Raw genomic sequence first — 18,376 nt, 5'->3', positions numbered from 1 at the left:
CTAAGGTGGCGCCCCCGATTTGGAGCCCCCGATGTCGTCGCGTCCCGCCTGGTCCCTGTTTGCCTACCAACTGATCGAGCCCGACGAGCAGTTGGATCTGTTCGCCTGCCAGGAAGTGAAGGTACACCTGGTGACGCGCCAGCTGGAACTGGGCGGTACCATCGACCGGACGCTCTGCGGCACATTGCTGCCAGCCCAGCCACGCTGGTCCTCGGTGGATCGCTCGATCTTCCAGGACCAGCGCCTATGCCCCTTGTGCCGGGCGATTCTCGAATCGCAAAAGCGTGGTACGCCGCCTATCTGGCCTGAGCTGCGCTTCGAGCTTTAAGGGCAGGTACACGCTACAATCGCCATTTTACCCCCGTCGATCTGCGAAGGATTTTCCGGATGTTGTCGCGCTTGCCTGTCGTCACCCGTTGCCTGTCTCTCGCTGCCTTGTGTGCAGCCGGTCCTGTCGCGGCCCTGCAACTGCCCCTGCCGCCGCCGGGTGAAGACATTGTCGGCCAGGTCCAGGTGATCAAGGCCAAGTACGAAGACACCTTTGCCGACCTCGGTGCTACCTATGACCTGGGCTATTCGGAGATGGTCGCGGCCAACCCCGGCGTGGATGCCTGGTTGCCGGGGGCTGGGGCGGAGATTGTGCTGCCGACCCGTTTCATTTTGCCACCGGGTCCCCGGGAAGGCATCGTGATCAACCTGGCCGAGTACCGTCTGTACTACTACCCCAAGGGCCAGGACGTGGTGTACACCTTCCCGTTGGGGATCGGTCGTGAGGGCTGGGGCTCGCCGATTGCCCATACCAGCATCATTGCCAAGACCCCCAACCCGACCTGGACCCCGCCCGCGTCGATCAAGGCCGAGCACGCGGCAGACGGCGACCCGCTGCCCAACGTGGTACCGGCCGGTCCCGACAACCCCCTGGGTCCGTTCAAGTTCACCCTGGGGACGCCGGGCTACCTGATTCATGGCTCCAACAAGAAGTTCGGCATCGGCACCCGTACCAGCCATGGCTGCTTCCGCATGTTCAACAGCAACGTGCTGGAGATGGCCAAGATGGTTCCGGTGGGCACGCCTGTGCGGATCATCAATGATGCCTACAAGTTCGGTATCAGCGGCGGCAAGGTCTACCTGGAGGCGCACGCGCCCTTGAATGACGACGGTACGCCGTCGGTGGTCGACAAGCACACCGCTGTGATCAACGCCATGCTCAAGCGTGAAGACCTGGCCAATAACCTGCGGGTCAACTGGGATGAGGTGCGTGATGTGGTGGCGGCCGAAGATGGCTTGCCCGCGCAAATCGGCGAGCCGGGCACGGCGCCGATGGTCAGCAGCATGCCGGTCGATCTGCAGCAGTAGTGACTGGTGCCAGACGAAGCCCGCCACGGATTGCCCCTGGCGGGCTTTTTATTGCCTGGAATCTAAAGCCCAATCCCGGGCAATAAAAAGCCGATCCAAAAATGGATCGGCTTGATAACAACCCCGAAGGATTATTACTTGCGGCTAGCTTTTTCAAGCATGCGCAGAGCGCGCTCGTTAGCTTCGTCAGCAGTCTGTTGTGCTTTTTGAGCAGCAGCCAGAGCTTCATCAGCTTTACGGTAGGCTTCGTCTGCACGAGCCTGGGAGCGAGCTGCTGCGTCTTCAGTTGCAGTCAGACGAGCTTCGGTTTCTTTGGAGACGCTGCTGCAACCGGTAGCCAGAACTGCGGCCAGAGCCAGAGCAGAGAATTTCAGAACGTTGTTCATCGTGTTCCCCTTCAAGGACTTTCTATTTAATGGCTAGTATCTCAGAGTGAGCTAATAGCCGGCGTACATACTACCCATTACTTGTAGTAAGTAAACTGACGTAGCGCAAGAAGCAAAAAAAATTCTTGTGCCGAATCTATTTTGGCTAATCTTTAGCGAGTTTGTATAAAAATTATCCAGTTTGTGCTGCGCGGTCAAAGATTGGATCCAGGCTGAAAGCGCCGCCTGGCAAGTGTTAAACGTTGTAAGTCGATGTCAATTTATATATCTGCGCCAATACTATTGTTCAGATTGTCCAGACGCTGATGGGCATCTTTCGCGCATGTAGAGGTGACTTTAAAAGCGGTGGTTCGTCTCAAGCTTCAACTGTCGGCAATGTTCAGGCTATCGACCACAGGATGTTCGATCAGCCCTTTCTATGTCCGCCAGCCCGATGGATGACGAGCGTCTCTTGAGCAATGACAGGATTGGTGCCTACTATTCCTTGGTGCGGGGCGTGAGTGCTGTAGGGCTTTTCTCGTTGTCGAAACCGGCACGGGGTGGCGTAGATGTTCCTTCGCCGGAAAAACATCGGTAAGGTAGGGGTCAGAAACCAAGACCCGCGAGGAGTAGTGATGAGCGAGGCGTTGTCCATCCACCATGACCAGGCTGGTCATCAGTTCGAGACCAATGTGGACGGTCATCGTGCCTATCTGACCTACATGGACCTGGGGAAGCAGACCCTGGATATCTACCGCACGTTTGTGCCCAATGCCCTACGTGGGCGTGGCATTGCCGCTGCGTTGACCGAAGAGGCGCTGCAATACGCCGAGAGTATGGGCTATACGGTAATCCCGTCCTGCTCCTACGTGGAGCGCTACATGGAGCGCCACCAGCGCCACGCCGCGAAGCTGTAAAAGCCAGCATGCAGGCATAAAAAAACGCCGGGCTTAGCCCGGCGTTTTTGTGTGCGTCAGGTGCGTTTGCGCTTGGGCAATACGTCCTTGAGCTTGGCGTGCATGCTGCGCAGGGTGGTCTCGGTGGCGGACCAGTCGATGCAGGCATCGGTGATCGATACGCCGTATTGCAGGTCGGCCAGATCCTTTGGAATCGCCTGGCAGCCCCAGTTCAGGTGACTCTCGACCATCAGGCCGATAATCGACTGGTTGCCTTCCAGGATCTGGTTGGCCACGTTCTCCATCACCAGCGGCTGCAGGGCCGGGTCCTTGTTGGAGTTGGCGTGGCTGCAATCGACCATGATGTTCGGCTTGATCTTCGCCTTGCTCAGGGCCTGTTCGCACAGGGCCACGCTGACCGAATCATAGTTGGGCTTGCCATTGCCGCCACGCAGTACCACGTGGCCATAGGCGTTGCCCTTGGTGGTGACGATGGACACGCCACCTTCCTGGTTGATCCCCAGGAAACGGTGCGGGCTGGAAACCGACTGCAGCGCGTTGATCGCCACGGTCAGGCCGCCATCGGTCCCGTTCTTGAAACCCACGGCCGAGGACAGGCCAGAGGCCATTTCGCGGTGGGTTTGCGATTCGGTGGTACGCGCACCGATCGCCGACCAACTGATCAGGTCCTGCAGGTATTGCGGGGAAATCGGGTCCAGGGCTTCGGTGGCCGTTGGCAGGCCCATTTCAGCCAGGTCCAGCAGCAGCTTGCGACCGATGTGCAAGCCGTCCTGGATCTTGAACGAGTCGTCCAGGTACGGATCGTTGATCAGGCCTTTCCAGCCGACGGTAGTGCGCGGCTTCTCGAAATACACGCGCATCACCAGGTACAGGGTGTCGGACACTTCCGCCGCCAGCACTTTGAGGCGCTCGGCGTACTCGTGGGCAGCCTTGAGGTCGTGGATCGAGCAAGGGCCGATCACCACGAACAGGCGGTGGTCAGTGCCGTCGAGGATGTCACGAATGACTTCGCGGCCCTTGGTGACGGTCTGCAGGGCAGCGTCGCTCAAAGGGATTTCGCGCTTGAGCTGATCGGGCGTGATCAGGGTCTCGTTGGATTCGACGTTTAGGTCGTTGATCGGTAAATCAGCCATCGTGTTACTCGTCAGGGTCACGGGTGCCGGCCGCCAGCGAACCCCGTGCGGCGGAGCACAGCATGATTTAAATGCAGCGGGGAGCCGAACCTTAGCGCGTACAAGCCTGCTCGACAATGGGCAATTGCGCGCGTTGTCGTGCGCCCTGATAGTGTGTTGCCTGGTTGAAGGTCGTGGTGCAGATCGAGTGAAAGCGTTTGAATTGACGGATTTGGATATCGACCAGCAGTTGTTGGCGCTACCTGGCGCTTCGCTGCTGGTATTTACCGGCGCTGGCTGTGCCAGTTGCCGCTGGGCACGCCAACAGATGCCGGGGTGGAACCTGCCGGTTGCGCGCATCTGCTGGGTCGACGCTGGGCATAATGGTGGCGCAGTGCAGCGTTACGGGATCTTTCATTTGCCGGCCATATTTGTAGTGTGCGAGGGTCAACTGCACGGTGCGCTACAGGTTGGCCTGAACGCCGGCGAGCTCAGTGCCGCTATAGATGAGGCGCTCAAACAGGAACCAGAGGAGTTGCCATGACGAATGCAGTTGAGCCAGGGCCACGCATTGGGATTATCGGCACCGGTGCCATCGGTGGTTTTTACGGGTTGATGCTGGCGCGCGCCGGGTTCGACGTACATTTCCTGCTGCGCAGTGAGTTCGCAGCGGTCAGTGAGCGCGGCTTGCAACTTAATAGCGCGGTGCATGGCGCCTTGAGTCTGCACCCGGTCCAGGCCTACGCCAATGCGGCCGACATGCCGCCTTGCGACTGGCTGTTGGTGGGCACCAAGACCACCGGCAACGTTGAACTGGCGCCAACCATTGCCCAGGTGGCGGCGCCCGATGCCAAGGTTGTCCTGTTGCAAAATGGCCTGGGTGTCGAAGATGGCCTGCGCGAGCATCTGCCGCCGTCCCTGCATTTGCTTGGCGGGCTTTGTTACATCTGCGTGCACCGTTCCGGGCCGGGGATCGTCGAGCACCAGGCCATGGGCCGGGTCAGCCTTGGCTATCACAGCGGCAACGCGACGGATGATGCTGTACGCCGCCAGGCGATTGTCGAGGAGGGCGCGGGCCTGTTCCGCCAGGCCGGGATCGACTCCCAGGCCATGCCAGACCTGGACCAGGCGCGTTGGCATAAACTGGTGTGGAATGTGCCGTACAACGGCCTGTCGGTGTTGCTCGGTGCCAATACCTCGCAGTTGATGGCCGACGAATCCAGTCGGGAGTTGATCCAGGGCCTGATGGCCGAAGTGGTGCAGGGCGCCCAGGCGTGCGGCCATGAGATCGCGCCGGGCTACGCTGAGCAAATGTTCAGCATGACCGAGCGTTTGACGGACTACTGGCCCAGCATGTATCACGATCACCTGCACCAGCGCCCCCTGGAACTGGCCGCGATCTACGCCCGCCCGCTGGCCGCCGCCCGGGCCGCCGGCTGCCAATTGCCGCGGATGCAGGCGCTGTATCAGGCCTTGGGCTTTATTGATCGCCGCAATAGCTGAGGAGCAGACATGGCCAAAGGCATGAGCGACAAACTGGTACTGGCGATTTCCTCGCGGGCCCTGTTCGACCTGGGCGAAAGCCATAAGGTTTACCTGGCCCAGGGCGTCGAGGCCTACCGCAAATACCAGATCGACCACGAGGAAGAAATCCTTGAGCCGGGGGATGCCTTCCCCCTGGTCAAGAAACTCCTGACCCTCAATGCCAGCCTCGGCCGTGCGCGGGTCGAAGTGGTGCTGGTGTCGCGCAACAGTGCCGATACCGGCCTGCGCGTGTTCAATTCGATCCAGCACTACGGCCTGGATATTTCCCGCGCAGCCTTTGTCGGTGGGCGTAACCCCCACCCTTATCTGGCGGCGTTTGGCAGCCACCTGTTTCTCTCGACTCACGCCGAAGATGTGCGCAGCGCGCTGGATGCCGGTTTTGCGGCAGCGACCATTTTGTCCGGCGGCGCCCGTCGCGCGTCCAGTGCCGAGCTGCGGATTGCCTTTGACGGTGACGCGGTGCTGTTCTCCGACGAGTCCGAGCGCGTCTACCAAAGTGGCGGCCTGGAAGCCTTCCAGGCCAGCGAGCGGCAAGCGGCCCGCGAACCGCTACGGGGTGGGCCATTCAAGGGATTCCTGGCGGCCCTCAATCTGTTGCAGCGCGAGTTCCCCGATGAGTCATGCCCGATCCGCACGGCGCTGGTGACGGCACGTTCGGCGCCGTCCCACGAGCGGGTGATCCGCACCTTGCGTGAGTGGGATATCCGCCTGGACGAGTCGCTGTTTCTCGGTGGCCTGGAAAAATCAGCGTTTCTTGAAGCGTTCGCTGCCGATGTTTTTTTTGACGACCAGGCCGGCCATTGCGAAAAAGCCAGGGAGGTCGTGGCCACCGGACATGTGCCCCATGGCGTGAGCAATGAGCCCAAAGTCCAGGTCCCGAGCTAAGTTCATCGCAGTCGCGGAGGCGCTGCTAAGCTGAAACAATCCCCGCCATCCTGGCAGTCCAGGAGGTTCTATGATTCGGTCGATGTTGTATGCCTCAGACCTGGGTGTGTATGCGCCTTACGTGATGCAACATGCGCTGGCGATGGCGCGTACGTTCAAGGCGGACCTGTATGTGATTCATGTGGTGGAGCCGATCGGGCTGTTCGCAGAATCGGTGCTGCAAACCTATCTTGATGAGCAGGCCTTGAGCGAATGGCAGAGCCAGGGGCTGAACACGGTAATGGCGAACATCGAACAGCGGGTGCTGGACAGTTTTCGTGAAGAGTTGCAGGACGGCGAGCAGGACTTGCAGGCGATTCGTTCGGTGCGGGTGATCCAGGGGGACCCCGCCCAAGTGATTCTCGACCAGGCGCAGAAACTCTCGGTGGATTTGTTGATCGTAGGAAGTCATAGCCAGGGCGCAGGAATCTCGACCCCGTTGGGGCGGACGGCGGCGCGGGTGTTGCAGTTGTCCCAGGTGCCGGTGTATCTGGTGCCTTTGTTGCAGCGTCGACGCAGTGAAGATGTGTGATGGGGCGTAAACGATAAAAAGTTCTAGATTTATCAATCCAACCTTTAATATAGTTATATACCGTCGCTGATATCCGTGGCGTCTATCTGCTTTGAGGGACACATATGAAGCTTCAACAACTGCGCTACATCTGGGAAGTGGCGCACCACGACCTCAACGTTTCCGCCACGGCTCAAAGCCTCTACACCTCGCAACCGGGTATCAGTAAACAGATCCGCCTGCTCGAAGATGAATTGGGCGTCGAAGTGTTCGCCCGCAGCGGCAAGCACCTGACCCGTGTCACGCCTGCCGGTGAGCGCATCATCACCACTGCCGGCGAAATCCTGCGCAAGGTCGAAAGCATCAAGCAGATCGCCCAGGAATTTTCCAACGAGAAAAAAGGCACCCTGTCGATTGCCACCACCCACACCCAGGCCCGTTACGCGCTGCCGCCGGTGATCAGTTCGTTCATCAAGCAGTACCCGGACGTGGCCCTGCACATGCACCAGGGGTCGCCGATGCAGATCGCCGAGATGGCGGCCGATGGCACCGTCGACTTCGCCATCGCCACCGAAGCCCTGGAGCTGTTCGGTGACCTGGTGATGATGCCGTGCTATCGCTGGAACCGCTGCGTCGTGGTGCCCCAGGGCCACCCACTGGCCAAACTGCCGAAGCTGACCCTAGAAGCGCTGGCGGAATACCCGATTGTGACCTATGTGTTCGGCTTCACCGGCCGCTCCAAACTCGACGAAGCCTTCAGCCATCGCGGCCTCACGCCAAAAGTAGTGTTCACTGCGGCTGATGCCGACGTGATCAAGACCTACGTGCGCCTGGGCCTGGGCGTCGGCATCGTGGCCAAGATGGCCGTCGACACCAAGCTCGACAGCGACCTGGTGGTGCTGGATGCCAGCGAACTGTTCGAGTCCAGCGTGACCAAGATCGGCTTCCGTCGGGGCACGTTCCTGCGCGGCTTCATGTGCGATTTCATCGAGAAGTTCGCCCCGCACCTGACCCGTGAAGTCATGGCCAAGGCGATCCAGTGCCATAACAAGCAGGAACTCGAAGAACTGTTCGACGGCGTTGAACTGCCGGTTCACTGATCGGCCTAGCGGGCCTCGGTCACCACGAATTGTTGCCGGGCGCCTGCCACCAGAATCTCCACCTCATCGCCCTCGAACTTGCCCAGCAGGCTTTTGCCCAGCGGCGAGCGAGGGGTGATGACGGTCACCAACTGCCCCACTACATAGACTTTCAGGCCTGCCGCGTCCGGCGCGAGGAACAGCCATTGCTGACGGCCGTTGTCATCTTCCAGGCCGAGCAGGGCGCCCACCTCGATCCCCCGTTGTTCCTCGTAGGGCCGCAGGTTGAGGTTCTGGCACACCACCAGTGACTGTTTGATTTCCTCGACGCGCTTGGCTTGCCCGGCGGCCAGGTAAGAGGCTTCCAGGCCCAGGGTGTCGTACTTGTTCTCGGCGATGTTTTCTTCGTGGGTTGCGGTTTCATAGGCGGTTTGCGCGGCGCGTTGCGCCACATCCAGGTCGGCGGCGAGTTTTTCCAGGATCAACTGGAGGACGGCGTGTTTATTCATGGGGGCTTACAGCTCAATCACAAAATTGCAGGACGTTGGCCCGGCTCTTGTCGTTGGGGGCGTTCTGGTCCTGCTGGAGCCAGAACTGGCATTTGGGGTTGGCCAGGTTGCGCGGGTTGTCCCGGGCCTGATCCAGCGCCTGTTGTTGTTCCTGCTTGTGCAGGTTTTGCTGGTATTGCTCGAACATCCGGTTTGGCGGCTCTGGGGTTGCGGCTGGCGGCTTGCCCAGTTGTTGAACGGCCTGGGTGACGGCGGCCACGGGTTGTTCAAGCAGGTAGCGCGAGGCCAGCCAGCCTGTCAGCGCGATGGCGACAAAGCCCAGCCACAGGCCCAGGGCCACGGCAATACTGAGTTTGAACATCGACAACGGACGATCGGACATGACGGCCTCCTGGCGGGCGGTTGCGGCAAGCTTTGGATTGTCGCACAGCCTGTGTGCAGAATAATCGCGATCAACCCTTCTGCCTGGCGGCATTTATGCGGACAATCGAGCCTTTGACTGATGGAGCCCGGAATGAAAGCCCGCTGGGATATTTTTTGCAGCGTCGTCGACAACTACGGCGACATTGGCGTGACCTGGCGCCTGGCCCGGCAACTGGTGGCAGAACAGGGCTGTGCGGTGCGACTGTGGGTCGATGACCTGCGGGCATTCGAGCGCATGTGCCCCGAGGTGGATGTGCAGTTGGCGCAGCAGTGGCGCGAGGGTGTGGATGTGCGCCACTGGCCCGCAGACTGGCCGGCCACGCCGACGGCGGACGTGGTGATCGCCGCCTTCGCCTGCCAATTGCCACCGGACTACATGGAGGCCATGGCAGCCCGCGAGCGCATGCCATTGTGGATGAACCTGGATTACCTGAGTGCCGAGGAGTGGGTGGTCGGCTGTCACGGTCTGCTATCGGTCAAGTTCAAGGGCGTGCAAAAGTACTTCTTCTTTCCAGGCTTCCGTCCGGGCACAGGCGGCTTGCTGCGTGAGGCCGGGTTGATCGAGCGGCGTCAGGCGTTTCAGGGTGATCCCCAGGCCCAGCAACAGTTCCTACAGTGCTTGGGTGTTTTTCCGGCGGTGGGCGCACGGTTGATCTCGCTGTTTGCCTACGAAAATGCCGGCCTGGCCAGTTGGCTGCAGGTATTGGCAGCGGACGGGCAAGCCACCCATCTGCTCGTGCCGGAAGGGCGCATCCTCGGCGATGTGCAGCGCTGGCTGGGAGTGGAGGCATTGGCGGCAGGGGATATTCATGTGCGCGGTATGCTGACGGTGCAGGTGCTGCCGTTCGTGCGCCAGGAGCAGTACGACCGCTTGCTGTGGTGCTGCGACTTCAATGCCGTGCGCGGTGAAGACTCCTTTGTGCGCGCGCAATGGGCTGGGCGCCCGTTGCTATGGCATATCTACCGCCAGGATGAAGACATTCACCTGGACAAGCTCGATGCGTTCCTCGCGCTGTACACCCAGGACCTGTCTGCACCCGCGAAAACTGCGCTGATTGCCCTATGGCAGGCCTGGAACACGGATAGCGACATGGCCTCAAGCTGGGAAACCGTGCTTGAACATTGGCCGGAACTGACCGTGCATGCCGAGAAATGGTGTCTGGAACAGGCCTCGCAGGCTGATCTTGCGACGGCGCTGGTACAGTTTTATGAAAATTGGATATGATACGCCACCTTGATTTTTGTCAATCCCATCCAAATTTCGGATATATGCAATGAAAACTGGTAAAGAACTGAAACCCGGTACCGTAATTAAGATCGACAACGATCCATGGTTGGTTCAAAAAGCTGAGTTCACCAAATCGGGCCGTAACAGCGCGATCATGAAGACCAAGCTGAAGAACCTGCTGACCGGTTACAAGACCGAAACCGTTTACAGTGCCGATGACAAGCTGGAAGACGTGATCCTCGACCGCAAGGAAGCGACCCTGTCCTTCATCAGCGGCGACACCTACACGTTCATGGACACCACCGACTACACCATGTACGAACTGAACGCTGAAGATATCGAAGGCGTTCTGCCGTTTATCGAAGAAGGCATGACCGACGTCTGCGAAGCTATTTTCTTCGAAGAGCGTCTGGTTTCCGTAGAGCTGCCGACCACCATCGTGCGTAAGGTTGCCTACACCGAAGGTTCCGCTCGCGGTGACACTTCGGGCAAAGTGATGAAGCCTGCCAAGCTGGCTAACGGTACCGAACTGCAAGTTGCTGATTTCATCGAAATCGACGACATGATCGAGATCGACACCCGTGAAGGTGGTTCGTACAAAGGTCGCGCCAAGAAGTAATTCTGGCGTCACTGATAAAAAACCCGGCCAAGAGTCGGGTTTTTTTATGCCTGCTGGCCAGTCACACGGTGATATGCAAACGCACATCGACATTGCCACGGGTCGCGTTGGAGTACGGGCAGACCTGATGCGCGGCGTCCACCAGGCTTTGCGCTTCGTTTTACTCCCGTCCGTGGAGGGATACGTAAAGGTCGATATCCAGGCCAAAACCACCGGGAATCTGGCCGATGCCTACATGAGCGGCGAACAGTTGCTCCGGGTTGGTGGCTATAGCAGCAGTCAGCCCCAGCCACTTTGCAACGCCAGATCCCACGGTGGGACGGGGCTGAAACGGCTCTTGAGGTACTCCAGCAGCAGGCGGCTGCGGGCGTTGGCCTGCTGCTCCAGGCGCAGGGCGTAGATGCCGGCACTTTCTGCGGTCGGTAGGCCATTTTCGCAGAATAACGGCACCAGTTCACCGCGAACCAGGTATTCGCTGGCCAGCCAGGTAGGCAGGTGAGCGATGCCCAGCCCGGCCAGGGCACCGGACAGCAGGGCTTCGGCATTGTTGGCACTCATGCGGATACGCTGCGGACGGTAAATGTTCTTGCGCCCATCAAGTTCAAAGCGCCAGGCGAACATCGGCGCCAGGCCTTCCCAATCCAGGCCGTCGTGTTCGTTGAGCTGGCTGGGATGGGTCGGTGTGCCACGGTTTTTCAGGTAGGTCGGGCTGGCACAGGCGATTCGCACAATGCTGGCCAAGGGTGTGGCGATCAACCGCGTGTCGACGATATGCCCCGCGCGCAGCACCAGGTCCACCTTGCCCAGGTGCTCGCCCTGCATGTCGACAAAGCTGTCGATCAGATGCAGGTGTACGTCCAGGCCCGGGTAGACCGTCAGGAAGTCCGCAATTGCCGGCGCCAGGTGTCGCCGGCCAAACGCGGCGGGTGCGTCCACGCGAATCAGGCCTTCGGGCGCGTGGCTCAGCGACACGGCCTCGGCCCGAGCCAATTGCAGCTCCCGCACAATCCGCCGCGCGCGCTCGGCAAACGCGAGCCCGGCAGGGGTGGGCAATACCGCATGAGTGCTGCGCAGGAACAGTTGGCTGCCCAAGGCGCTTTCCAGGCTGTCGATGCGCCGGGCCACGGCGGAGGGGGTCAGCGGATGGCGTCGCGCCGCTGCGGAAAAACTGCCGGCCTCCAGCACATCGAGAAACAGTCCCAGTTGATCGGTCAGGGTAGTGGGGCTCATAGGGCGCTCGCTTGTGCGGATTTGGCATAGCCATTGTGCGTTGCTATGCGTATCCATGCCAGAGTGGACTGCGTAGCATGCAGGGCTTGAGACAGTGCAGGGGGGTGGTTGTGGTGGATATGGCGATGTATGTGGTGCTGGGCATAGCCCTGGGTACCGTGGGCGGGCTATTTGGCATTGGTGGCGGGCTGATCGCGATTCCGGTGCTGGGCGTGCTGTTTGGCCTGGATCAGCAGATTGCCCAAGGCACGGCGCTGGTGATGGTCGTACCCAATGTGATGCTGGCGTTGTGGCGTTATCACCAGCGCAATCGCATTGAGCTGCGCCATGCCTTGCCGCTTGGAATCACGGGTTTTTGCTTTGCCTGGCTGGGGTCGATCTGGGCGGTGGGCATCGATGCGGGCGTGATGCGCATTGGCTTTATCGCATTTTTGCTGGCCCTGTCGGCATACAACCTGTTGCGCATGGTCACCAGCAATGCGCCACCTTCTGCGCAGATGCGCTATTCCTGGCCATGGCTGGGTGTGTTGGGCGCGGCGTCGGGATCCATGGGAGGCCTGTTCGGTGTCGGCGGCGCGGTGGTTGCAACGCCGGTCTTGACCAGTGTGTTCGGCACCACCCAGGTGGTTGCCCAGGGCCTGTCCCTGGCACTGGCCTTGCCCAGTACCGGCGTGACCCTGGTGACCTACGCATGGCACCAGGAAGTGGACTGGCTGATCGGCGTGCCCCTGGCGGTCGGTGGGCTGCTGAGTATCAGTTGGGGGGTGAAAATCGCCCACGCATTGCCAGAGCGCCTGCTGCGCGGTCTGTTCTGCGGCTTCCTGGTGGTGTGCGCGGTGATGTTGACCTTTAAAGTCTGAAGCCGTCGAGGATGTACTCGGCCAGGCATTCGGTGATGGGCGAGGTCATGTTCGGGTTGCGCAGCAGGCGCAGGTTGACCGTATGCAGCGGGCCGAAACCTTCGTCGCTGCCAAGTATGCGCAGGTCTTCGGTGACCAGGCTTTCCATCATGACCGTCACCGCCAGCCCGGCTCCGACCACTGCCTGGATCGCCGCGCCGTTGGAGCTGTGATAGGCCAGGCGGTACTCGCGCCCCACGGCGTCCAGCGAGGCGCGGGCCCATTGCGTGCAAAAGCTGTCCAGGCCGGCGATCGCCAGGGGTAGGGTCTCGTGTTCATCCACGCAGAAGCACGGTGACGCTACCCAGACCATGCGCTCGTTGCGCAGCAGTTCGCCGATTTCATTTCCCGGTTCGCGGCTGACCACCGTCAACGCCAGGTCACGTCGCTGCATCAACACTGGCGTGCCTTCGCAGTGCATCTCGATCTGGATCAGCGGGTAGGCCTTGGAAAAGCGCTTGAGGATACCGGGCAGGTAGCGCATCACGTAGTCGTCCGGCGTGCCGATGCGCACCAGCCCGACCATATGCGGCTCGCGCAAGGTATTGAACACCTCGCTGTGCAGCTTCAGGATGCGCCGCGCATACCCCAGCAACACCTGGCCCTCGGGCGTGAGCCGGACCTGCCGGCCGTCGCGCTCGAACAGCTTGCGTTGCAGCACGTCCTCCTCCAGGCGCTTCATTTGCATACTCACCGCCGACTGGGTGCGATTGACTTTCTCGCCGGCGCGGGTGAAGCCACCTTGGTCGGCGATGGCGACGAAGGTGCGCAGCACGTCGGTATCGATGCTCGGGTAGTGGTTCAATTGATCAATCTCAGAGATGTATTGCATAAGAAACATTCGTTGGATTGATCATAGTCCTGGGCACAGACTTTAGTCATCCCCACTGGAGGGCGAGATGATGAAAGGCCAAAAAGGTTATGTGTTGCTGGTGAGACGTCCATTCGCCGGGCTGTTTCAAAGGGTATTTCGTTGGTACGCCATGCAGCGCGAGCGTCAGGTGCTGGCGCAAATGAGCGATGACTCACTCAAGGATATTGGCTTGACCCGGGCCGATGTCGAGCAGGAACGCCACCGCCATTTCTGGAATGACCCGTTGGGTAAATGACCGGCATCGCGCTACAGTTCGCGGGCGCAATCAGGAGATGCACATGCCCGCAGAACTGAGTTTTTCCCTCAAGCAGGCGCGCCGCCTGGCACTGGCGGCCCAAGGCTTTTCCGGGCGCCAGCCGCCCGCGCAGATCAAGGCCGCCCAGGTTAACCGTGTGATCGAGCGCCTGGGCGTGTTGCAGATTGATTCGGTCAATGCCGTGGTGCGCTCCCACTACCTGCCGCTGTTTTCCCGCCTGGGCCGTTACTCGCCGTTGTTGCTCGAGCAGGCGGCCTGGAGCCAGGGGCACCAGCGCACGTTGTTTGAGTATTGGGGGCATGAAGCCTCGCTGCTGCCCATGGCCCTTTATCCACTGATGCGCTGGCGCATGCAGCGCGCATCCGAGGGGCAGGGGATCTATCAGCAGATGGCGCGTTTTGGTCGCGAGCAACAGGCCACTATCCGACGCGTGCTGGCCATCGTCGAGCAGCAGGGCGCGTTGGGCGCGGGCAGCCTGTCGACCCGTGAAGAGCGCGCCGGGCCATGGTGGGATTGGAGTGATGAAAAGCACGCGCTGGAATGGCTGTTTGCCGCAGGCCTGGTGACGGTGGCCGGGCGCCGTGGTTTCGAGCGCCTGTACGACCTGCCGGAGCGGGTCATCCCGGCGGCGATTCTGCAACAGGCGCCCTTGAGTGAACACAGCGCCCAGCGTGGCCTGCTGCGGCATGCCGCGACGGCGCTGGGTATCGCTACGGAAAAGGACCTGCGCGATTACTTTCGCCTGGACCCAGCAGACAGTCGTGGGCGCCTCGCCGAATTGGTCGAGGACGGGCAATTGCGGGTGTGCCAGGTCCAGGGCTGGAAACAGCCAGCATATTGCCTGTCCGAGCCAACCGTCCCGCGCAAGGTCGCGGCCAGTGCCTTGCTGTCGCCCTTTGATTCATTGATCTGGGAGCGTAGCCGTACCGAGCGCCTGTTCGACTTTCGCTATCGCCTGGAAATCTACACCCCGCAGGACAAGCGGGTGTACGGCTATTACGTGCTGCCGTTCCTGCACAACGAACGCATCGCCGCACGGGTGGACTTGCGCGCCGAGCGGGCCAATGGCCGGCTGGCGGTACATGCCGTGCACGAGCAAGAGCTGGGGTTGGACGAGGCGGGGATGTTGGCGCTGGCATTGAGCTTGCGGCAGATGGCGGATTGGCTGGGGTTGGAGCAGGTGCAGATCAATTGTCAGCGGCATAGCGCGACCCGGTTGCGGGTGGCGATGCTGGCACTGGAGGCTGGCAGATAGGGCGCTATCGCGGGCACGCCCGGCTCCCACATTGACCACGGTGGGAGTCGGGGTTGCCCGCGATAGCGGTGGATCAGGCCGCGCCTGCCCTAGCGTTTGACCTGCTTGAGCGTCTCGGCAATCAAGAACGCCAGCTCCAGCGACTGATCGGCATTCATCCGCGGGTCACAATGGGTGTGGTAGCGGTCCGACAAGCCATCCTCGGTAATCGGCCGCGCGCCACCGATGCACTCGGTGACATTCTGCCCGGTCATTTCGATATGAATCCCACCGGCATAAGTGCCTTCGGCTTCATGGACCTGGAAGAATTCCTTCACTTCGCTAAGGATCTGCGCGAAGTCCCGGGTCTTGTAGCCGCTGCTGGCCTTGATGGTGTTGCCATGCATCGGGTCGCTGCTCCACAACACCTGCTTGCCTTCGCGCTGCACGGCGCGGATCAGGTTGGGCAGGTGATCGCCGACCTTGTTGGCGCCCATGCGCGCGATCAGGTTCAGGCGGCCGGGGTCGTTATCCGGGTTGAGGATGTCGATCAGGCGAATCAGGTCGTCGGGGTTCATGCTCGGGCCGACCTTGACCCCGATCGGGTTGTTCACCCCGCGCAGGAACTCGACGTGCGCGCCATCGAGTTGGCGCGTGCGGTCGCCGATCCACAGCATATGGGCCGAACAGTCGTAGTAGTCGTTGGTCAGGCTGTCACGACGCACGAAGGCTTGCTCGTAATTGAGCAGCAGTGCTTCGTGGGCGGTGAAGAAGCTGGTCTCGCGCAATTGTGGCGAGCTGTCCATGCCGCAGGCGCGCATGAAGGCCAGGGTTTCGTCGATACGGTCTGCCAGTTGGCTGTACTTGTCGGCCAGGGCGGAGTTGGCGATAAAGTCCAGGTTCCACTTGTGCACCTGGTGCAGGTCGGCAAAACCGCCCTGGGCGAAGGCGCGCAGCAGGTTCAGGGTGGCGGTGGACTGGTGATAGGACTGCAACAGGCGGTCGGGGTCCGGGACGCGGCTTTTCTCGTCGAAACCAATACCGTTGACGATGTCGCCACGGTAGGCGGGCAGGGTGATGCCATCGATGGTTTCATCGTTGGCCGAGCGCGGCTTGGCGAACTGGCCGGCCATGCGCCCGACTTTGACCACCGGACAGCCTGCGGCGAACGTCATGACAATGGCCATCTGCAGCAACACTTTGAAGGTGTCGCGGATTTTCGCGGCAGAGAACTCGGCAAAGCTCTCGGCACAGTCGCCACCTTGCAGCAGGAACGCGCGACCCTGGGTCACCTCGGCAAACTGGCGGCGCAGCTCCCGGGCTTCGCCGGCGAACACCAGCGGCGGGTAGCTGGCCAGGCTCTGCTCGACCTGCAGCAAGTGCGCGGCGTCGGGGTAGCGGGGTTGTTGCTGGATCGGCAGGGCGCGCCAGCTGTCGGGGCTCCAGGGTTGGCTCATCGTGAACTCGAATGAATGTCGGGAGCGTGCATGTTATCAGCAATTAGTGCGTGACCTGCTGGCGCCGCTTGGCCGACAATCGCGCCTTTCCCGCTTGCTACCAGGCGGCTTGAACCCGTGCCCGGGCCCATTAGGAGATGAAATGACTGAGGAGCGCGTCGAGCGCCTGTTGGCTGAGGTCCATGATGACTTCGGCTTGATCCGTGTGCTGGAAGTGGCTGACTACCGCTTTCTCGAGTTTGGCGATGCCATCGAACAGAGCTGTGTGTTCACTGCCGACCCCAGTTGGCTGGAGTACGACTACACCCGTGCCATGTTGATTGGCGCCTTGTCCCATGAGCAGCCCGAAAGTGCGCTGTTTCTTGGCCTGGGGGCTGGGACGCTGACCCAGGCCTGCCTCAAGTTCCTGCCGCTGGAAGACGTCGAGGCCATTGAGCTGCGCCCGGATGTGCCGCGCCTGGCCATTGAATACCTGGGGCTGGATGATGATCCACGGCTGTACATCCGTGTTGGCGATGCCCTGGAATTGCTGGAGACAGCGGAGCCGGCGGACCTGATTTTCGTCGACTTGTATACCGATGTCGGGCCGGGGGTTGGTCACCTGGCCTGGACTTTCCTGGAAAACTGCCAGAAGAAGCTCAATCCGGGTGGCTGGCTGGTGATCAACCAGTGGGCCACCGATGATGGCAAGCCCCTGGGCGCTGCGTTGTTGCGTGGGCTTTATCATCGACATTACTGGGAGTTGCCGGTGAAGGAGGGCAATGTGATCCTGATCGTGCCGGCGGACCTGGACCAGACGCTGGACCTGGCGGCGGTTTCTGCGCGGGCCGAGGCGCTGGCGCCGCGCCTGGGGTATTCGTTGCAGGCGTTGATCAAGGCGGTTCGGCCGGCGACTTAGGTGCCTGCACTGGCCTCATCGCGGGCAAGCCCGCTCCCACATTTGTTCTGTGGCTATTCTGCATGGCCAAGATCTCCCCCTGTGGGAGCGGGCTTGCCGGCGATGAGGCCATCACTGTCTGTTCACAACCCCTTGAACACCCCCGGCCGCTTCTCCAGCATCGCCCGTACCCCTTCCTTGGCATCCTCGCTGCCCAGCAGTTTCTCCACCAGCGCCGGCAACCCGGCCGCCGCAGCGGTCTCGCCCTCATCCCGCGCCTGGCGTGCCGATGTCAACGTCGCCTGCACGCCCAACGGCGCCTGGCTGGCAATCCGGTTGGCCAGCGCCAGCGCCCGGGGCAGCAGGTCTTCGCTGGCCATGACCTCCTGCACCAACCCCAGGCGCAGGGCCTCATGGGCATCGAACTCGTCACCCGTGAGCAGCCAGCGCATGGCGTTGCCCCAGCCGGCAATCTGGTGCAGGCGCAGGGTGGCGCCACCAAAAGGAAAGATCCCACGTTGTACTTCCATCTGCGCAAAGCGCGTATTGCTGGCACACAGGTTGATGTCTGCTGCGAGCATCAATTCGATACCGATGGTCAGGCAGTAGCCCTGGGCGGCCACGATCACCGGTTTGCTGACCCTGGGCCCGGCGAACACACCCCACGGATCGCAGCCGCCTAGCGGCGGTTGCCAGCCTTGGGCCATGGTGTGCGCGACGTTGATCAGGTCCAGCCCGGCGGTGAAGTGGTCGCCATGCCCGAACACCACGGCCACCCGCGCTTCTTCGTTGCGGTCGAATTCGCCATAGGCCAGGCTCAGTTCGTTGAGGAGGTCGAGATCAAAGGCGTTGCGCTTGGCTACCCGATCGAGCCCAAGCAGCAGGACATGCCCTTGTAGTTCACGGCTGACGCGGCTGCTGCTGGCTTGACTCATGGCTGGATCCTCGGGCGCGAAAGGCA

General features: G+C 61.1%; 22 protein-coding genes and 1 pseudogene. 14 read left to right on the top strand and 9 right to left on the bottom strand.

The genetic code is table 11. The features are described 5' to 3' along the window. Positions 1–31: 31 nt before the first annotated feature. Both AC19YY_RS25850 and AC19YY_RS25845 read left to right on the top strand, forming a co-directional pair. Positions 32–328 carry a hypothetical protein gene (locus AC19YY_RS25850; RefSeq protein ID WP_029297976.1) on the top strand — a complete coding sequence of 99 codons (297 nt, stop codon included), beginning with the start codon at positions 32–34 and terminating at the stop codon, positions 326–328. Positions 329–387: 59 nt separating this feature from the next. After that, a complete protein-coding gene (locus AC19YY_RS25845) occupies positions 388–1,356 on the top strand; it encodes a L,D-transpeptidase family protein (RefSeq protein WP_169952671.1) in 969 nt (322 codons plus the stop codon). Between the two features lie 134 nt (positions 1,357–1,490). Here the strand turns inward: AC19YY_RS25845 and oprI are convergent, their stop codons facing one another. After that, positions 1,491–1,742, bottom strand: a complete 252-nt coding sequence (gene oprI / locus AC19YY_RS25840) for an outer membrane lipoprotei OprI (RefSeq protein WP_003172710.1) — start codon at positions 1,740–1,742, stop codon at positions 1,491–1,493. A 614-nt stretch (positions 1,743–2,356) separates the two neighbouring features. On the opposite strand from oprI, the gene AC19YY_RS25835 reads away from it, so the two are divergent. Beyond that, positions 2,357–2,638: a GNAT family N-acetyltransferase gene (locus tag AC19YY_RS25835; protein WP_029297992.1), complete on the top strand. Its 282-nt coding sequence runs from the start codon at positions 2,357–2,359 to the stop codon at positions 2,636–2,638. Positions 2,639–2,694: 56 nt separating this feature from the next. Here the strand turns inward: AC19YY_RS25835 and AC19YY_RS25830 are convergent, their stop codons facing one another. Further along, a complete protein-coding gene (locus AC19YY_RS25830) occupies positions 2,695–3,771 on the bottom strand; it encodes a 3-deoxy-7-phosphoheptulonate synthase (protein ID WP_099169512.1) in 1,077 nt (358 codons plus the stop codon). 187 nt (positions 3,772–3,958) lie between these two features. On the opposite strand from AC19YY_RS25830, the gene AC19YY_RS25825 reads away from it, so the two are divergent. The 5 genes from AC19YY_RS25825 to cysB all read left to right on the top strand — a co-directional run bounded on the left by AC19YY_RS25825 (position 3,959) and on the right by cysB (position 7,830). After that, a complete protein-coding gene (locus tag AC19YY_RS25825; protein ID WP_346266478.1) occupies positions 3,959–4,294 on the top strand; it encodes a YbbN family protein in 336 nt (111 codons plus the stop codon). After that, positions 4,291–5,253 (top strand): putative 2-dehydropantoate 2-reductase, encoded by a 963-nt coding sequence (locus tag AC19YY_RS25820; protein ID WP_500605085.1) that lies wholly within the window; start codon positions 4,291–4,293, stop codon positions 5,251–5,253. The genes AC19YY_RS25825 and AC19YY_RS25820 overlap by 4 nt, the downstream gene beginning before the upstream one ends. A 9-nt stretch (positions 5,254–5,262) precedes the next feature. Then, positions 5,263–6,180, top strand: coding sequence for a 5'-nucleotidase (locus tag AC19YY_RS25815; protein ID WP_492633512.1), 918 nt, complete (start codon positions 5,263–5,265; stop codon positions 6,178–6,180). Positions 6,181–6,250: 70 nt separating this feature from the next. Beyond that, complete coding sequence (locus AC19YY_RS25810) at positions 6,251–6,751, top strand: universal stress protein (protein WP_169952663.1); 501 nt, start codon at positions 6,251–6,253, stop codon at positions 6,749–6,751. A 104-nt stretch (positions 6,752–6,855) separates the two neighbouring features. After that, entirely contained in the window at positions 6,856–7,830 is a 975-nt protein-coding gene (gene cysB / locus AC19YY_RS25805) for an HTH-type transcriptional regulator CysB (protein ID WP_010176165.1), read from the top strand. A gap of 5 nt (positions 7,831–7,835) precedes the next feature. Here cysB and AC19YY_RS25800 read toward each other — a convergent pair whose 3' ends face one another. Further along, complete coding sequence (locus AC19YY_RS25800) at positions 7,836–8,318, bottom strand: GreA/GreB family elongation factor (protein WP_170042812.1); 483 nt, start codon at positions 8,316–8,318, stop codon at positions 7,836–7,838. A 13-nt stretch (positions 8,319–8,331) separates the two neighbouring features. After that, positions 8,332–8,700 carry a hypothetical protein gene (locus tag AC19YY_RS25795; protein ID WP_170057057.1) on the bottom strand — a complete coding sequence of 123 codons (369 nt, stop codon included), beginning with the start codon at positions 8,698–8,700 and terminating at the stop codon, positions 8,332–8,334. Between the two features lie 132 nt (positions 8,701–8,832). Between AC19YY_RS25795 and earP the strand changes: the two genes are divergently transcribed. Beyond that, positions 8,833–9,966, top strand: a complete 1,134-nt coding sequence (earP, locus tag AC19YY_RS25790; RefSeq protein WP_500605084.1) for an elongation factor P maturation arginine rhamnosyltransferase EarP — start codon at positions 8,833–8,835, stop codon at positions 9,964–9,966. Positions 9,967–10,015: 49 nt separating this feature from the next. Beyond that, positions 10,016–10,588 carry an elongation factor P gene (locus tag AC19YY_RS25785; protein ID WP_170042815.1) on the top strand — a complete coding sequence of 191 codons (573 nt, stop codon included), beginning with the start codon at positions 10,016–10,018 and terminating at the stop codon, positions 10,586–10,588. 61 nt (positions 10,589–10,649) lie between these two features. Here AC19YY_RS25785 and AC19YY_RS25780 read toward each other — a convergent pair. Then, positions 10,650–10,883, bottom strand: a pseudogene (locus tag AC19YY_RS25780) (OsmC family protein); the annotation flags it as partial. Beyond that, a complete protein-coding gene (locus AC19YY_RS25775) occupies positions 10,868–11,818 on the bottom strand; it encodes a LysR family transcriptional regulator (protein WP_170042816.1) in 951 nt (316 codons plus the stop codon). The gene AC19YY_RS25775 and the pseudogene AC19YY_RS25780, both read right to left, overlap by 16 nt. Before the next feature lie 110 nt (positions 11,819–11,928). Here AC19YY_RS25775 and AC19YY_RS25770 point away from each other — a divergent pair, with 110 nt between their 5' ends. Then, positions 11,929–12,678, top strand: coding sequence for a TSUP family transporter (locus AC19YY_RS25770; RefSeq protein WP_169952650.1), 750 nt, complete (start codon positions 11,929–11,931; stop codon positions 12,676–12,678). On the opposite strand, the gene AC19YY_RS25765 is transcribed toward AC19YY_RS25770, so the two are convergent. Further along, positions 12,668–13,549 (bottom strand): LysR family transcriptional regulator, encoded by an 882-nt coding sequence (locus AC19YY_RS25765; protein WP_169952647.1) that lies wholly within the window; start codon positions 13,547–13,549, stop codon positions 12,668–12,670. The genes AC19YY_RS25770 and AC19YY_RS25765 overlap by 11 nt on opposite strands. 70 nt (positions 13,550–13,619) lie before the next feature. On the opposite strand from AC19YY_RS25765, the gene AC19YY_RS25760 reads away from it, so the two are divergent. Continuing rightward, on the top strand, positions 13,620–13,826 hold the full coding sequence (locus tag AC19YY_RS25760) for a DUF1127 domain-containing protein (protein ID WP_169952645.1): 207 nt from the start codon (positions 13,620–13,622) through the stop codon (positions 13,824–13,826). 43 nt (positions 13,827–13,869) lie between these two features. Continuing rightward, the gene (locus tag AC19YY_RS25755; RefSeq protein WP_500605083.1) at positions 13,870–15,102 is read left to right on the top strand and encodes a winged helix-turn-helix domain-containing protein; all 1,233 of its coding nucleotides are present in this window, start codon (positions 13,870–13,872) and stop codon (positions 15,100–15,102) included. A gap of 89 nt (positions 15,103–15,191) precedes the next feature. Here the strand turns inward: AC19YY_RS25755 and AC19YY_RS25750 are convergent, their stop codons facing one another. Next, a complete protein-coding gene (locus tag AC19YY_RS25750; protein WP_170042818.1) occupies positions 15,192–16,538 on the bottom strand; it encodes a class II 3-deoxy-7-phosphoheptulonate synthase in 1,347 nt (448 codons plus the stop codon). Positions 16,539–16,680: 142 nt separating this feature from the next. Between AC19YY_RS25750 and AC19YY_RS25745 the strand changes: the two genes are divergently transcribed. Next, positions 16,681–17,436 (top strand): spermidine synthase, encoded by a 756-nt coding sequence (locus AC19YY_RS25745; protein ID WP_500605082.1) that lies wholly within the window; start codon positions 16,681–16,683, stop codon positions 17,434–17,436. Positions 17,437–17,558: 122 nt separating this feature from the next. Here AC19YY_RS25745 and AC19YY_RS25740 read toward each other — a convergent pair whose 3' ends face one another. After that, positions 17,559–18,350, bottom strand: a complete 792-nt coding sequence (locus AC19YY_RS25740; protein ID WP_169952637.1) for a crotonase/enoyl-CoA hydratase family protein — start codon at positions 18,348–18,350, stop codon at positions 17,559–17,561. Positions 18,351–18,376: the final 26 nt, after the last annotated feature.

The sequence above is a fragment of the Pseudomonas sp. MF09156 genome, from assembly GCF_059862305.1.
Note: the sequence above shows the minus strand (reverse complement) of the source record. Positions and strands in the feature narration are given on the sequence as shown.

Bases quoted from the DNA above. Each gene is read 5' to 3' on its own strand.
- AC19YY_RS25775 (WP_170042816.1), bottom strand. From the start codon at position 11,818: ATGAGCCCCACTACCCTGACCGATCAACTGGGACTGTTTCTCGATGTG.
- AC19YY_RS25795 (WP_170057057.1), bottom strand. From the start codon at position 8,700: ATGTCCGATCGTCCGTTGTCGATGTTCAAACTCAGTATTGCCGTGGCC.
- AC19YY_RS25740 (WP_169952637.1), bottom strand. From the start codon at position 18,350: ATGAGTCAAGCCAGCAGCAGCCGCGTCAGCCGTGAACTACAAGGGCAT.
- AC19YY_RS25820 (WP_500605085.1), top strand. From the start codon at position 4,291: ATGACGAATGCAGTTGAGCCAGGGCCACGCATTGGGATTATCGGCACC.
- AC19YY_RS25765 (WP_169952647.1), bottom strand. From the start codon at position 13,549: ATGCAATACATCTCTGAGATTGATCAATTGAACCACTACCCGAGCATC.
- AC19YY_RS25830 (WP_099169512.1), bottom strand. From the start codon at position 3,771: ATGGCTGATTTACCGATCAACGACCTAAACGTCGAATCCAACGAGACC.
- AC19YY_RS25785 (WP_170042815.1), top strand. From the start codon at position 10,016: ATGAAAACTGGTAAAGAACTGAAACCCGGTACCGTAATTAAGATCGAC.
- AC19YY_RS25835 (WP_029297992.1), top strand. From the start codon at position 2,357: ATGAGCGAGGCGTTGTCCATCCACCATGACCAGGCTGGTCATCAGTTC.
- AC19YY_RS25810 (WP_169952663.1), top strand. From the start codon at position 6,251: ATGATTCGGTCGATGTTGTATGCCTCAGACCTGGGTGTGTATGCGCCT.
- cysB (WP_010176165.1), top strand. From the start codon at position 6,856: ATGAAGCTTCAACAACTGCGCTACATCTGGGAAGTGGCGCACCACGAC.
- AC19YY_RS25755 (WP_500605083.1), top strand. From the start codon at position 13,870: ATGCCCGCAGAACTGAGTTTTTCCCTCAAGCAGGCGCGCCGCCTGGCA.
- AC19YY_RS25745 (WP_500605082.1), top strand. From the start codon at position 16,681: ATGACTGAGGAGCGCGTCGAGCGCCTGTTGGCTGAGGTCCATGATGAC.
- oprI (WP_003172710.1), bottom strand. From the start codon at position 1,742: ATGAACAACGTTCTGAAATTCTCTGCTCTGGCTCTGGCCGCAGTTCTG.
- AC19YY_RS25760 (WP_169952645.1), top strand. From the start codon at position 13,620: ATGAAAGGCCAAAAAGGTTATGTGTTGCTGGTGAGACGTCCATTCGCC.
- earP (WP_500605084.1), top strand. From the start codon at position 8,833: ATGAAAGCCCGCTGGGATATTTTTTGCAGCGTCGTCGACAACTACGGC.
- AC19YY_RS25850 (WP_029297976.1), top strand. From the start codon at position 32: ATGTCGTCGCGTCCCGCCTGGTCCCTGTTTGCCTACCAACTGATCGAG.
- AC19YY_RS25845 (WP_169952671.1), top strand. From the start codon at position 388: ATGTTGTCGCGCTTGCCTGTCGTCACCCGTTGCCTGTCTCTCGCTGCC.
- AC19YY_RS25750 (WP_170042818.1), bottom strand. From the start codon at position 16,538: ATGAGCCAACCCTGGAGCCCCGACAGCTGGCGCGCCCTGCCGATCCAG.
- AC19YY_RS25800 (WP_170042812.1), bottom strand. From the start codon at position 8,318: ATGAATAAACACGCCGTCCTCCAGTTGATCCTGGAAAAACTCGCCGCC.
- AC19YY_RS25815 (WP_492633512.1), top strand. From the start codon at position 5,263: ATGGCCAAAGGCATGAGCGACAAACTGGTACTGGCGATTTCCTCGCGG.